Origin of the sequence: Adhaeribacter radiodurans, from assembly GCF_014075995.1 — a bacterium.
Taxonomy (GTDB): domain Bacteria; phylum Bacteroidota; class Bacteroidia; order Cytophagales; family Hymenobacteraceae; genus Adhaeribacter; species Adhaeribacter radiodurans.
In genome coordinates this window covers 3,721,400-3,734,737 of sequence record NZ_CP055153.1, presented here as the reverse complement: position 1 = coordinate 3,734,737, position 13,338 = coordinate 3,721,400, and the positions used below count along the sequence as shown (strand labels likewise).

At 39.2% G+C, this 13,338-nt stretch carries 10 protein-coding genes and 1 pseudogene; 5 read left to right on the top strand and 6 right to left on the bottom strand.

Annotation, left to right across the window (positions count from 1 at the left end; all coding sequences use genetic code 11):
* Window positions 1-198: 198 nt before the first annotated feature.
* The 3 genes from HUW48_RS15100 to HUW48_RS15090 all read right to left on the bottom strand — a co-directional run bounded on the left by HUW48_RS15100 (window position 199) and on the right by HUW48_RS15090 (window position 3,858).
* Window positions 199-2,316: a carboxy terminal-processing peptidase gene (locus HUW48_RS15100; protein WP_182411736.1), complete on the bottom strand. Its 2,118-nt coding sequence runs from the start codon at window positions 2,314-2,316 to the stop codon at window positions 199-201.
* Window positions 2,317-2,612: 296 nt separating this feature from the next.
* Complete coding sequence (locus tag HUW48_RS15095) at window positions 2,613-3,284, bottom strand: energy transducer TonB (protein WP_182411735.1); 672 nt, start codon at window positions 3,282-3,284, stop codon at window positions 2,613-2,615.
* Complete coding sequence (locus HUW48_RS15090) at window positions 3,277-3,858, bottom strand: RNA polymerase sigma factor (protein WP_182411734.1); 582 nt, start codon at window positions 3,856-3,858, stop codon at window positions 3,277-3,279. The genes HUW48_RS15095 and HUW48_RS15090 overlap by 8 nt, the downstream gene beginning before the upstream one ends.
* A gap of 213 nt (window positions 3,859-4,071) precedes the next feature.
* On the opposite strand from HUW48_RS15090, the gene HUW48_RS15085 reads away from it, so the two are divergent.
* Together HUW48_RS15085 and HUW48_RS15080 are read left to right on the top strand one after the other, a co-directional pair.
* Window positions 4,072-4,899 carry an energy transducer TonB gene (locus tag HUW48_RS15085; RefSeq protein WP_182411733.1) on the top strand — a complete coding sequence of 276 codons (828 nt, stop codon included), beginning with the start codon at window positions 4,072-4,074 and terminating at the stop codon, window positions 4,897-4,899.
* Window positions 4,900-5,778: 879 nt separating this feature from the next.
* Window positions 5,779-6,048: a hypothetical protein gene (locus tag HUW48_RS15080; protein ID WP_182411732.1), complete on the top strand. Its 270-nt coding sequence runs from the start codon at window positions 5,779-5,781 to the stop codon at window positions 6,046-6,048.
* A gap of 495 nt (window positions 6,049-6,543) precedes the next feature.
* Here the strand turns inward: HUW48_RS15080 and HUW48_RS15075 are convergent, their stop codons facing one another.
* A complete protein-coding gene (locus tag HUW48_RS15075; RefSeq protein ID WP_182411731.1) occupies window positions 6,544-6,798 on the bottom strand; it encodes a hypothetical protein in 255 nt (84 codons plus the stop codon).
* Window positions 6,799-7,105: 307 nt separating this feature from the next.
* Entirely contained in the window at window positions 7,106-7,816 is a 711-nt protein-coding gene (locus HUW48_RS15070; protein ID WP_317173694.1) for a hypothetical protein, read from the bottom strand.
* A gap of 466 nt (window positions 7,817-8,282) precedes the next feature.
* Between HUW48_RS15070 and HUW48_RS15065 the strand changes: the two are divergent.
* Window positions 8,283-8,588: pseudogene (locus HUW48_RS15065) on the top strand (efflux RND transporter permease subunit); the annotation flags it as partial.
* A 1,004-nt stretch (window positions 8,589-9,592) separates the two neighbouring features.
* Here HUW48_RS15065 and HUW48_RS15060 read toward each other — a convergent pair.
* Window positions 9,593-10,777: a proline dehydrogenase family protein gene (locus HUW48_RS15060; RefSeq protein ID WP_182411729.1), complete on the bottom strand. Its 1,185-nt coding sequence runs from the start codon at window positions 10,775-10,777 to the stop codon at window positions 9,593-9,595.
* Window positions 10,778-11,038: 261 nt separating this feature from the next.
* On the opposite strand from HUW48_RS15060, the gene aroB reads away from it, so the two are divergent.
* Entirely contained in the window at window positions 11,039-12,076 is a 1,038-nt protein-coding gene (aroB, locus tag HUW48_RS15055; protein WP_182411728.1) for a 3-dehydroquinate synthase, read from the top strand.
* A complete protein-coding gene (aroA, locus tag HUW48_RS15050; RefSeq protein ID WP_182411727.1) occupies window positions 12,073-13,326 on the top strand; it encodes a 3-phosphoshikimate 1-carboxyvinyltransferase in 1,254 nt (417 codons plus the stop codon). The genes aroB and aroA overlap by 4 nt, the downstream gene beginning before the upstream one ends.
* Window positions 13,327-13,338: the final 12 nt, after the last annotated feature.

Below are 13,338 nucleotides of genomic sequence, written 5' to 3'. Positions count from 1 at the left end.
TGGTTTAAACTAAAATATTTAGTTGAATAATTTTTTTGTAATACTATTTAAATTAGTAAATAATAACGCTTATTTGAGTAGTGTTTAGTGAGGAGATAACTGAATGGAAGAGGGATCAGAAATTAGAGAGTAAATTCTTTATAAAACAAAAAGGCCGGTAAATTTACCGGCCTTTTTGTTTTATAAAGAATTTACTAATTATTCGTTAAACTGATCCTTTACCACGTTCAGAGCTTCTTCCAGGTAAATATCCTTCTTTAAATTTTTAGCAAACCGATTTAAGCGATTTACTTTTACACTATCGGATTGGGCCTGAGCTAAATCAGATTTTAAAGCAGTAACCGTAATTTCGGGAGCACTTTTTTGCAGCGCTTCGTATTTCTTCGATTCATCTTTTGCTTTTTTCTGCATGGCCCGGTAATTAGCCAATTTTAACGAATAATACGTCATATCGGCCCTTGCTTTAAAGTTCTTGGCTTGCTGGGTAATCGCGTTGAATAATTCGTTGCTGGCTATCCGTTGTTTGCTGTTGGCTTTAATGCGCTCCACGTTTAAAGCTGGCTTAGACCAGGCTTGGTAATTGGCAGGTTTAATTTCGTCCCAAGGCAAGGCATATTCCTGTTCTTTTTCTCCTTGCTCCACAAAGGTGTATAAATCCGGTAGTATAACGTCTGGGGTTACACCTTTTAACTGAGTAGCACCGCCATTAATCCGGTAAAATTTCTGAGTTGTTAATTTTAACGATCCAAACGGTTTTAAAGCATCGTATTCAGATGGCAACACCTGGTCGAAGTCAAAAACCTGTTGTACCGTGCCTTTGCCGTAGGTAGAAGAAGAACCCACAATAATGGCCCGCTTGTAATCTTGCAAGGCCGCAGCTAAAATTTCGGAAGCAGAAGCACTAAAAGAGTTTACCATTACTACTACCGGGCCATCGAACTGCGTAGCAGAATCGCGGTCGCGTAGTACATTAGGAGCCGCTCCGCTGGATTCTACCTGCACTACTGGCCCTTCGGGAATAAATAAGCCGGTCATTTCTACTGCATCCGGCAAAGAACCACCGCCATTATTGCGTAAATCCAGAATTATACCAGTGGCGCCTTCCCGCTTTAATTTGGCAATCTCATTTTTAACATCTTCGCCGCTATTACGGCCCCCTTTACGGGCAAAATCGGCGTAAAAACCAGGCAAATTAATGTAACCAACCTTACGTTTATCCTGGATTAAAGCAGATTGCGCGTAAGTATCTTCTTTAATAATTACGTCCCGGATAAGAGAAATAACTTTAATGGTAGCATCCGCCTTTTTAACCGTTAAGCGCACTTCAGTACCTTTTTTACCCCGGATTAACTGCACCGCTTTGTCCACGCGCATGCCTTCCACATTCACCGGTTCTTGTTTTCCCTGAGCAACTTTTAAAATAATATCACCGGCTTTTAAATCGCCCTGGCGGTAAGAAGGAGTACCGGGCATTACTTCCATCACTCTTATCTGGCCGTCTTTGTCTTGCAATTGGGCACCAATCCCTTCCAGGCGGCCACTAATTTCCAGGTCAAAATCTTCCTTAGCTTTTGGTGGGAAATACTGCGTATGCGGATCGTACAGGTTGGTAATGGAATTTACGTAGCGGGCCAGCCATTCGTCTTTTTCGTACTGGTTTAATTGCCGGTAGAAATTATCATAAGTTTTAACTACTTTTTTACGCGCTTCCTCTTCTAGCTGGGGCATGGTTTTTTGCACCACCTTAGAGTCTTTATTTTCTTTTGCTTTTTCCTGAATGTCTACCAGCTCCGATAATTGCAACATGGTCTGGAACTTTAAATATTTGCGCCAAGCTTCTTTTAAAGCAGCTTTATCAGCCGGATATTTCAATTTTTCGGTATCCGTTTCTACTGTTTCATCCGTGTTAAAGTCAAAAGGTTTAGTTAAAATTTCTTTGTAATAGCTTTCTGATTCTTTTAACCGGTTTTGATACAAGTTGGTAGCAAAATCAAAAAACTCGTAAGTGCCTTTTTTTACTTCATCGTCAATATTGGTTTCATATTTACTCATTTGAGAAATATCGGCCTGAGTAAATAATAATTTATTAAATGGTAATTGCTCCAAGTAGGTTTTGTACACTTCTTTGGAAAAAGTATCGTCTATTTTTTTTGGGTGAAAATGAGCGGAATTAAGACCTTGCATTAACACTTTCATTAATACCGTGTTTTTATCGGCAATGGTATCAGGGCGATGAATTAGTTTATAAGAAGCTAATACTACTACCAGCAACAGCACGGCAGCATAAGCCAAAAATTTAGTTTTCAATCTGAACATGTTAGGTAAGTTTAAACAAAATGCTAATCAAAAGTGGTGCCCGATGCAAAAGTGGCAGTATTGATTTTAAGTACGTTAAAATTTAAATTTTGGGTAAGCTTTTCTGCCAGATATTGTGAGGTCAATAAACAGATTTATACTCATTTACGAAATGGACTAAGAACAGTATCAACTATTTCCGACAAAAATAAAACCTTTCTCTTAAACGAAACAAGATGCGCAAAATATTGTTTTAAACCTATTTTAACTTTTAGATTTATTTCCCTTCCGGATTACTTCTACTACCATAAAAGTAATCATTTAAACAATATGGTTACGCTAACCGTTTGCGCCTTATTTTGTCCTTGTCTGTTGGCTGGTTGCCAGGTGGGTCCTTGTTTTACTAATTCAATAGCTGCCAGATTGGTAGCTTTTTCCAGGCCTGCTACCACGGTAAAATTACTTAAACTACTATCCGGGTTTACGGTGAATCGAAGTCTTACTTTACCTTTGCGGGAAGCTCCTGCTGGTAGGTTAGCCCGTAGATTTAAATACTTTCTTAAATGGGAATAGCCTTTAACAGGTCTGGCGTACAGATTCTGAGCAGAAGCTTTGGGTTTGGTAACGGACGAGGTATTGGCAGAATGAACGGCATTCCAAACAATAGCGGCCGAAATCAATATGAGAAAAACAATGGCAGTAGCTACGCCCCAGGCTTTAATATCAGTAAGTAAAGTACGTGTTTTGCGGCGGGTAGTCCGTTTTTTAATAAGGTGATTTAACTCCAGTAAGGTAGCTTGCGTCGCAGCAGAGTCTGCTCGGGCAAATCCTTCCAGCGCATCGGTACAGAGCGCGCATTGTTGCAGGTGGGCTTCTAACTGCTGTTTTTCATCGGGCGTAACCTGGCCCGTGAGCAGCTGGAAAAGTTTTTCCTCAGATAAATGAACCCCCAATGGTTCGGTTCTTTGCGATGGTTGGGTATTAATCATGGTGACGATCGATGTAAATTTTTAAATTTCTTTTACCATTCTGAATGTAGCTTTTAATTTTACTTAAATCGTAACCCGTTAGCTCCGCAATTTCTTTGTACGATTTTTTGTGAAGGTAAAACAGTTCCACACATTGGCGTTGTTCCGGAGGAATTTGCGATAATCCTTTTTCCAGGGTTTCTATTTTAGCATCCAGTATTAATGCCGGAATTTCATCATCCGAACCTGCTTCTGCTAAAAAACCGTTACGAGACAAAGCTTTTACTTTTTCTTCTTTAGTTTTATCAGCCCGTAGCTTCATCAGGCAATGATTGCGCGTGAGAACGTGCAGCCAGTTGTAAAAATGAGTAACTTCCTGTTTTTTTAAAACGCCGAGTAGTTGCTCAAAAATATGCATAACCGCATCTTTGCTCTCCTCCGGATCTTTTAAATATTTCAGGCACACCCCATATACTAAGTGCGTATAGCGGCGGTAAAGTTCTCCCACGTAATTACTGTCTTTGGTTTGCTGGTACAAACGAATAAGTTCTTCGTCTTTTAGCAGCGACCCGGAAGATGGTTTTCGAAACAGCATAATAATTTAATTTGCGGCACTCTCACGGCTTTAAATACGAGCAAAATCAGGAAAAGAAAAAATTTATTTTCTTATGGAAACGGAGGTGCAAAAACATCTTACTTATACACCATTAACCAGAAAGGAGGTAAGTCGCCGTTAAAAAAAGCTCAGCCAAACACCCAGATTATGGATAGCCCTTTACCATTTACCTTAATTTTTTATGCTCTTATTATGAAACTCCTGCCTGCTCCTGATTATTCATTGGATGATATTGTTTTTGAAGGCCGCCACCAGGCTTACGGCGCTTTTGCTATTCGTAAAGCTTACCCGCAACATGTTTTAAAGGCTACCACTTATATGTTTGCGGCCGTTGGTTTACTTATAGCGGCTGCGCACGGAGGCTTGTTGTTGAACTCTGATCCGCTACCAATTACTAAGTCTAAGAAAGATATTATCCAGATTGAAACAGTAATTCTGCCCAAAGTAAAAGACAGAATTATGCAACAACCCATTACAAAACAGTTAAAACAGGTAATACCTGCCAGTGCTACAAAACGTTCGGTAACCACCCAAATAGTACCCAACGAAACTCCTGTAAAAGAATCTGTTCCGGACCAAACGTTATTTGCCGAGTCCGAGCCTGGTTTACAAGATGCACTGGGAGAACCAGGTACTGATGTTATTCCGGCAGTTGTTAATTCAGGAAGTATAGCAGGCAGTGAGATTGCTGACTCAGGAACTGAAATAAGAGACTTTGTAGAACGTATGCCCGAATTTCCGGGTGGTATGAAAAAAATGTACGAGTTTATCCGGCAAAATTTGCGCTATCTCAACGAAGCCCGCCGTTTAGGGTTGGAAGGTACGGTAGTGGTAACGTTTGTAATAGATAAAGCCGGGTACATTTCGGATATTAAGGTAATAAAAGACGTCGGCGGTGGCACCGCCGAAGAAGCTATTCGGGTGATTCGTAGTATGAAACCCTGGCAACCTGGACGGCAAAATGGCCAACCTGTTTCGGTGCGGTTTACTTTGCCTCTACGATTTTCGCTGGCTTTATAAAAGCATTTGTTTTTACGTCATCTTTTTTCCAAAGCAAAAAGCCTTGTCCTATTTGGCAAGGCTTTTTTTATTAAATTTTATTCAGCGTTCAGTCCTTATGCATTAGCCTGTTTATAATAGTTACTTTTAATTTATGGTATTGCGCCATCAAAATATTATTCGACGCTTCTACTATTGGGGCATCTACGTAAAGAACAACGGATTGTGCCTGTTTACTACTAAATTCTTCAAGATGATCACCCCTAAAACTTTTAATTTTAATATAACCCATGTAGTGCTATCGTATTTTTAGCCAAATAACAGGGTTTCATTTTTGTCTATTTAACAGGTAAATACTTGTTTTTGCCTGAAAGTATTACTGTTTTTTATTTAAGATGGAGAAGTGAATCCGTATAAATACGGGATAGGTAAAGAATATTATCTAGTTTATCAGCTAATAAACCAGAAAGCTTTTTAGAATATAAGAACCTTTGGTTAAATTGATAAAAGTAATTGATAGAAGAAACAAACGAATGGCTATTGTAATAGTTATAAAGCTTCAGCTACATCAAGTGATATAATAGCTTAAAGTTAAATTTACTCCTAACATTTATAAGTCAATATTATCTAAAAGCTTAAAATTATAAATGGTTGATATAATGCAATCTGAGTTCGTGCATTATAAAATGGATTAACGCGCATTTGCTACGGAATAAAGTAGCACGCCATCTAATTTATCTGTATTTTATTGATTTATAGATATTTGTATTTATTAAAGATTTATGGAACAATTCCGGTATTCGGGGGCGTTTAAGTTTTTTCTTAAGCGCCATCAATAAGGATGACCTTACTTTATAAATACGAAAACAATTTAAAATCCAGCGTTAGCTAACTAAAATTATGACGATTACAACCCTTCATCGGATTAATGAATTGGCGGTATCTGCTAATCAAAATCCGGTTTATGTGAATGGTAATTACTTGCAAGAACTGTTTCCGCCTGATCCTTCTAAAGACGAAAGCCAGCTTTTATCTCTAGGTTTAATTGGGCATCAACCTTTAAAGCGCAGCACAGAAGATAAGTTAAAACATTTTTGCCAACAAAAAGGAATTTCTTTTCGCGCCTATCATAACAATAAGCATTATGTTGTTTATAGAAATGCGGCTTAAAATTTACTAAATACCCTCATTTTACAAAAGAGCGCTGGAAGGCGCTCTTTTTGTTTTACTAAAGAAATGTTTTGGGTATTTAAATTTTATTTAGGCAATAGTATTAATCTGTAAAGAATTAAAGCTGTAAAAGTGCATTTAGGTAGGTTTGATGCCTGACGAAGCTTAAATAGCACTTTTTAAGACTTTGGCTCTGCTTTTACGTATAAAGAAAGGCCATAATTATGCTCAAATTTACTTATTGGTTAAAATGAAGCCTATAAACAACAAAGAAGAAAAATATATCCTGAGGACAACTCAGCATACCGTCAATCCGTGCAAACCAGTGGTAAAATCTAAAGTAATTTTTTTAGGCTTTGTATTGGCCTTAGCTACGTTTATTGCATTTCTGCTTTTATGGTGGTATTTATAAAGCTTCCTGTTTAATAGAATAATTATTTGATTATCGATTTCTCATTCAATTTCTCCGAAATAAATTAAGCTAACCTTATTGCATTACTGACCTACATAGGCATTCACTTTCTCATAAGCTTCCTGATAAGTGGGGCACTCGCCTTTATTTACAGCATTAGAATCCTTATTAGGAATAAGAACGTGCCAATGCCAATGCCCATAGTTTTGAGTAATAGTTGCTATAAGTTCATCTGCTTTATACAAGTGTCCGGCATCATCATACACGTTTCCCCGGAATTCAATTCTATCGCTTAAAATAGAAGGTGGTTCGGGGTAATTATGAATAAAAGCTTTCATGCTATTTCTTTTATGTTCCTGAATTTCTGTGTTAAATATTTTTTAATAATACGTTTTTAAAATAAAAAAAGAAAAAATACTTAGCCAACCTTGTTCGTCTTTTTTATAATGCTTTGTTTAAAGTTAACTTAATCTTTTGCTTCTAAGCCTATTAAGAAATTTCTTAAAAAGGTAGTACTATTTTGATGTTAGAATATTTGTACTATTATTTAGAATTTAATTAAAATAATCTGGCAAGCCTTTGTTAATTAAAAAAGCCTTACCAATTGGTAAGGCTTTTTTGTGGAAGTATGTAATTACTTGAAAATTAGCGGTAAATGCTTTCGCCGTGGTTGTTACGCCATTCATTTTCCAGGTGAAGGGCATCTTCTTCTGAACGGGGACGAACACCCATTACAATTCCACCGTCTTTCACGCCCGACTCATATTCTTTGGCCCGATCTTCCGGAATCCCAGAACCAACCAAAGCTCCCAATAAACCACCAGTTAACCCGCCTGCTCCGGCGCCTGCTAAGCCCGCAGCTAACGGTCCTGCTATTACCAAGCCTAGGCCAGGCAAAGCAACCGAGGTACCAATGGCGGCTACCGCCCCTACAATTGCTCCTAATGTACCGCCAATGGCAGATCCGGCTCCCGCTCCTTCTAAAGCTTTATCGCCTAAGTCAGAATCGGGGGTATGATCACCAAAATGTCTTTTACGTGTTTCGTCCGACATTACTAAATTTACATCATCTTTGCTATATCCCCGGCTCTGCAACGTAGAATAAGCGCGTTCCGCACTGTCCCGGTCCCGGAACATACCCGTCATGATGCGGGATGAACCAGTAGAAGAAGAATTATCTGAATTCGATCCACTTAAGGAAGAATTGCCTACAGTTGAACCGCTTAAGGAAGAACCTGAACTGCTGGAGCTTCCGGTGGTATTATAATCGTTAGAAGTGCTAAAAGGATTATTAGAATTATTCGGATTATCGTAGCTTCCACCAGTTTGGTTTATATTACCTGTTGTGTTTTCCATAGTTTTGTCAATTTTAGGGTTTAGAACTATTTTTAGATAAATAGTTGCGTATTGCACTATTTATCTGGTTTTGTTTATGGCTAAACGGTTTACAAGTTAATTAGTTACAAACTTTACTTAAACTTTACATAGAGCTTGACGGAAAAAAAGCAGATATAATAATATATATAATCAGGAATACATTCAGGTTGTTGAAATTAACATAAATTTTGCTTTACCTTTTTACAATCTCCCGAAGGTTTGCACTCAATATCTTAAAAATCTCCAGCTATTAAGTAACAAGCATAATTTCAGTTAACCATCTTTAAATAGCTGTTCCGGGAGAGCTCCCATTTGGTTAAGCCTTTTAATCTACTACGTTTAATTAGGTATTTACTTAGAAGCTGTTTTAAAAAGTACTTAATTGGAAATAGGGGAAATAAAAATGTACTCAAAAGGGTAAAGAATAACTTTAGACCCGGAAAACTTAAGTATATTCTCTATTATCGGGATGATTATGCCGATGGGATTAGTAGCGAAAAATGCCATTTTGTTGGTTAATTTAATGAATCAATTGAAAGCTCAGGGAATGGCCGTGCGCGAAGCCTTGATTGAAGCCGGACGGGAACGCTTACGCCCCATTTTAATGACTACTCTCGCTATGGTATTCGGGTTGTTACCTATTGCCTTAGCCAAAGGTGCGGGGGCCGAAACAAAAAATAGTTTGGCTTGGGTAATTATTGGCGGCTTAACCAGTTCCTTAATCCTTACTCTTGTTTTGGTACCTTCTATTTAATTAACGGTAGAAAATACCTTAAATAAACTGCGAAAACGTTTTGGTAGAAAAACTCCGCCTGAAACAGTTCCTGCTTAAATAATATTTTAGACACAAGTATCAAGATGTTATATATTAGACTTTAGTGTATATAAAGTATTGGAATACTAATGACTTTTACTGTAATCTCGAGGACCTGTATAATAATTTAGCCAGGTACTTACACCATTATTTTTTTCGATTTATATCAAATCGTATAAAAAGGCTATCCTAGATTTTGCTTGCTAGTAAGTGTTTTCTTTGGAGCCTGATCCAGCCTCCTGGCACAGGTGTTATCTAGTTTGCTGGGTTCAAGTTTGCCTCGTGGCCGACGGGCCCCGTTTGGCTCTTACGTACTCGCTAGCTTTCCTCGACTTCGTCTGCGGAATACTGCTGTGCAGTACCGGAACCATAGCAGGTGCTCCACAGCCAAACTGATGTCAGGTGCTAGAAGCTACCGTTTTTACTTTTTAAGTAGTATTAGATGGTATTAAGCCGAATTTATTAGAATCTGCGGCGAGGGGAAGCAGATACAGGAACCTTAATTCCTTTAATTCTTGTCATTAGTAGTAGCATCCTACAAAATCATTTTCCTTATTTTTAATGATATAAGATGTGGAAGAAAAGCAGTAGCTAAGAGCAAAGACATCAGTTTGGCTGTGGAGGGCCTTTTAGCGTTCCGGTGCTGAGGCACGAGGCATGGCGCAACGGAGTGAGCCAAGGTTCGCTAAACCGCCCGAGAGAGCCAAACGAGGCCTGCCGGCCACGAGGCACGCGTGAAATATCAAACTAGTTAGCACCTTTACCTGGAGGCTGGAACAGGCTCCAAAGAACAACATTAAATTCCGCCGTAGCTACTACTGCTTACTTTCGGATAGTAGTAGATTAATAACTGTTGAAATTTACTAAATGAAAAAAGCTGCCTCTAGTTACAGATGTACCAAGGGCAGCTTTTTATTTTTAAATGATTTAGCTTCAAAGGTCTATTTAGCGGCTTTGCGCCGCTGCATTTCTTTTTTTATAAGATTAAACTCCCGGCTACTTTGGCCGGCAATTGCAGTATTTTCTTCGGCTCTCCTTAGTAAATAAGGAATTACGGCTTCTACCGGACCATAAGGGACGTATTTAGCAACATTGTAGCCAGCGTGGGCCAGGTTATAAGATAAATTATCACTCATTCCGTACAATTGCGCAAAGTAAATTCGCTTATCCTTGGGGGCAATGCCGTGTTTAGCCATTAAATCTACGAGTAAATAAGAACTAGCCTCATTATGCGTTCCGGCGCACAAAGCAATCCGATCAATATGTTCCACGCAAAAAGTTAAAGCTTCATTAAAGAGAGCATCCGATGCTTCTTTAGTGGGGTTTATAGGGTTTACATAACCTTGTTCTGTTGCCCGGCGGGCTTCTTTCTCCATGTAAGCTCCCCGTACTAATTTTGCCCCTAAATTATAATTATTCTCTACTGCATTCTGGTAATCGCGTTGTAAAACTTCAAAACGGTCGTGGCGATATAATTGGTACGTGTTGTATACAATGGCTTTTTCTTTATTGTATTTCGCCATCATCTCGTAAGTTAAAGTATCCACCACGTCTTGAAACCAACTTTCCTCGGCATCCACAAAAATGGATATACCATATTGATGTGCCCTTTGGCAGAGAGTTTCCATTCGGGCCTTGGCTCGGGTAAATGCCTTTTCTTCGGCTGAATGAAGCGTTTCTTTTGCTTGAATTTTTACTAAAATGCGGCTATCCGCAATACCACTTACTTTAAAAACCGAAAAAGGAATATGTTTAGAAGTATGGGCTTTCTCTATCGTAGCTAATACCTCTTTTGTAGTTCGATCAAAGCTGTTTTCATTGTTTTCCCCTTCCACCGAATAATCGAGGATGGTACCAATATTGGCCTTACCTAAACTCTGAATAGCTTGGTTGCACTCCAATAAATTTTCGCCGCCGCAGAAATGGCGGAAAATAGTAGGCTTTATTAAAAACTTTACCGGTAAGCCCCATTTAAAGGCTCGTTGTACCATATTACCACCTGTTTTTACTAAAAAGTTGTTGTTCATGGTGGCAAACAAAGTGTACATTTTCATTAATTCAGCGTCGGATTTAGAGGCAAACGCTATGGCTGTATCATCAAAAGAAAGCTGGCTTTCGGTTATCATGCACAAGTAATTAGAGTAAAAATAAATTCAGACTAGAACAGAACGCTTCCTTATAAATAGCTGTTGTCTGGCTTTTTTTAATAACTGGAAAACTGTAAAAAAGTTAAGCGCTAAGTAATAGATAAAAGTAAAATCAAATAGTACTCCAAACTTTTTCAAGTGCTTTAGATCTTTTAGATAGTTTAAACTTTTACTTAATTAATTAATAAACGTGAAATTTAATAGCTATTTTTAAGCGGGCATTTTTAGATATACAGCATTTTGTTAGAAAATATTTATATCGGTACAGAAGCAGGTGAACAACTGCAAGCTTTTCTGAGTAACCGGGCATTTGATAAGGTAGCCGTATTAGTAGATGAGAATACACACGCGCATTGTTACCCTTTGCTGCGTAAATACTTACCCGAACATACGCTTATTCAAATTAAAAGTGGCGAAGAGCATAAAACTTTAGCAACCTGCGAACACGTATGGCAGCAACTAACGGATATAAAGGCTAGCCGTTGGTCGGTACTGGTAAATGTAGGAGGGGGCGTAATTGGCGATTTAGGCGGTTTTTGTGCTGGTATTTTTAAGCGTGGTATTTACTTTGTGCAGGTTCCTACTACTTTACTCGCCCAGGTAGATGCCAGTGTGGGGGGTAAAACCGGAATTGATTTTAATGGTTTAAAAAACCATTTGGGTGTTTTTCAGGAACCGTTAAAAGTTTTTATTAATCCTGAGTTCTTAAAAACACTTTCCGAGCGCGAAGTAAAATCGGGCTACGCCGAAATTATTAAACATTGGTTAATTGCCGATGCTGCTTCTTTTGAAGAGCAACGATACGTGGGCCTAATGACCGAAGACTGGACCAAGTTAATTGAGGACTCAGTAGCAGTAAAGGCCCGGGTGGTTTCGGCCGATCCCCGGGAGCAGGGCTTACGTAAAATTTTAAACTTTGGCCATACCATTGGGCATGCTTTAGAAACCTATTTACTTACTAAATCCGGAAGACGGTTATTGCACGGCGAAGCCATAGCAGTAGGCATGCTCTGTGAGAGTTATTTATCCGTCCGGAAAGGATTAATAACCCAGGCCGAACTGGAAAAAATTGAAACTTTCCTTTTTTCGATTTACCCTAAAGTAGCAATACAAACAAATGAATTTGCCGCTATTGCCGCTTTAGCTCTACAAGATAAAAAAAATACCGGCTCCACTATTAACTGCACTTTGTTATCGGGCATCGGACAAGCTGTTTACGATCAGCCGATTAGTTTATCGGAAATAGAAGCCGCCTTTAAATATTACAATACATTATGATTCATTCTCCAATAACGCTTACCCATCCTACTGGCATCCTGCGCGGATCGGTAAATTTGCCGGCTTCTAAAAGTGAGAGCAACCGGGCACAAATCATTAATGCCCTTTCTGGTGGGGCATCTACTCTCAATAATTTATCTGAAGCCAACGATACCAAAGTTATTACCCGATTGCTGGAATCTACTGCCGAAGAGTTAAATGCCGAAGATGCTGGCACCGTAATGCGGTTTATGACGGCTTATTTGGCTGTAACAAATCAACATAAAATTATAACTGGTACTGCCCGCATGCAGCAGCGCCCAATCAAAGTGTTGGTAGATGCTTTGCGCCAATTAGGTGCTAAAATTGAGTACTTAGGTCAGGAAGGCTATCCGCCTTTACAATTTAACGGTATTGATCGTCAGCAAGATTACCCGGCAACCTTGCAAGTACGAGGTGATATCAGTAGCCAATATATTTCCGCTTTAATAATGGTAGCACCACTTTTTCCGCAAGGATTAACGCTGGAGCTGCAAGGTAAAATTGGTTCACGACCCTACATTCTCATGACTTTATCCCTGATGAAGCATTTTGGGGTGAAGGGTACTTTTGATGGCACCACCATCACCATTCCGCCGCAAAATTACCATGTAAATCAATATACTATTGAGTCGGATTGGTCAGGGGCCAGCTATTGGTACAGCATGGTGGCGTTGGCTCCGGAAGCTACCGTTGAGTTAAAAGGCCTCCGTTCCGAATCATTCCAGGGCGATAGTGTAATTGCTACTATTATGGAGCATTTGGGGGTGCGTACAACCTACGTAGGCGGAGAAGTAATTTTAACCAAAAGCGACAGATTAGAACCTTTCCGATTTGATTTTACCGATTGCCCGGATTTAGCGCAAACTATTGCGGTAGTTGCGGCTGCCAAAGGCATTGCTGTAGAATTGACCGGTTTAGAAAGTTTGCGCATTAAAGAAACCGACCGCATTGCTGCCTTACAACAAGAACTAGCTAAAATTGGCGGCGATCTGGAAGATAAAGGAGAAGGTTTGTTTCGGGTAAAGCCAGCTACTAGTATCGGGGGTAATCCGGTTTTTAAAACGTATGAAGATCACCGCATGGCAATGGCTCTAGCTCCATTAGCTTTACTCACCCCTGTAACCATCGAAGAACCGGAAGTAGTAAAAAAATCTTACCCGGGTTTTTGGCGGGACTTAGAGCAATTAAGCTTTATTGTAGAGAAAGTAGAAGAGGGAAAAGAAGAGTAATTCTTGGTTTTA

What these genes read in the sequence shown, in the direction of transcription:
- HUW48_RS15080 (WP_182411732.1), top strand. Translation starts at nt 5,779, where the DNA reads ATGACGATTACAACCCTTCATCGGATTAATGAATTGGCGGTATCTGCT.
- HUW48_RS15085 (WP_182411733.1), top strand. Translation starts at nt 4,072, where the DNA reads ATGAAACTCCTGCCTGCTCCTGATTATTCATTGGATGATATTGTTTTT.
- HUW48_RS15100 (WP_182411736.1), bottom strand. Translation starts at nt 2,316, where the DNA reads ATGTTCAGATTGAAAACTAAATTTTTGGCTTATGCTGCCGTGCTGTTG.
- HUW48_RS15090 (WP_182411734.1), bottom strand. Translation starts at nt 3,858, where the DNA reads ATGCTGTTTCGAAAACCATCTTCCGGGTCGCTGCTAAAAGACGAAGAA.
- HUW48_RS15075 (WP_182411731.1), bottom strand. Translation starts at nt 6,798, where the DNA reads ATGAAAGCTTTTATTCATAATTACCCCGAACCACCTTCTATTTTAAGC.
- HUW48_RS15095 (WP_182411735.1), bottom strand. Translation starts at nt 3,284, where the DNA reads ATGATTAATACCCAACCATCGCAAAGAACCGAACCATTGGGGGTTCAT.
- HUW48_RS15060 (WP_182411729.1), bottom strand. Translation starts at nt 10,777, where the DNA reads ATGATAACCGAAAGCCAGCTTTCTTTTGATGATACAGCCATAGCGTTT.
- aroA (WP_182411727.1), top strand. Translation starts at nt 12,073, where the DNA reads ATGATTCATTCTCCAATAACGCTTACCCATCCTACTGGCATCCTGCGC.
- HUW48_RS15070 (WP_317173694.1), bottom strand. Translation starts at nt 7,816, where the DNA reads ATGGAAAACACAACAGGTAATATAAACCAAACTGGTGGAAGCTACGAT.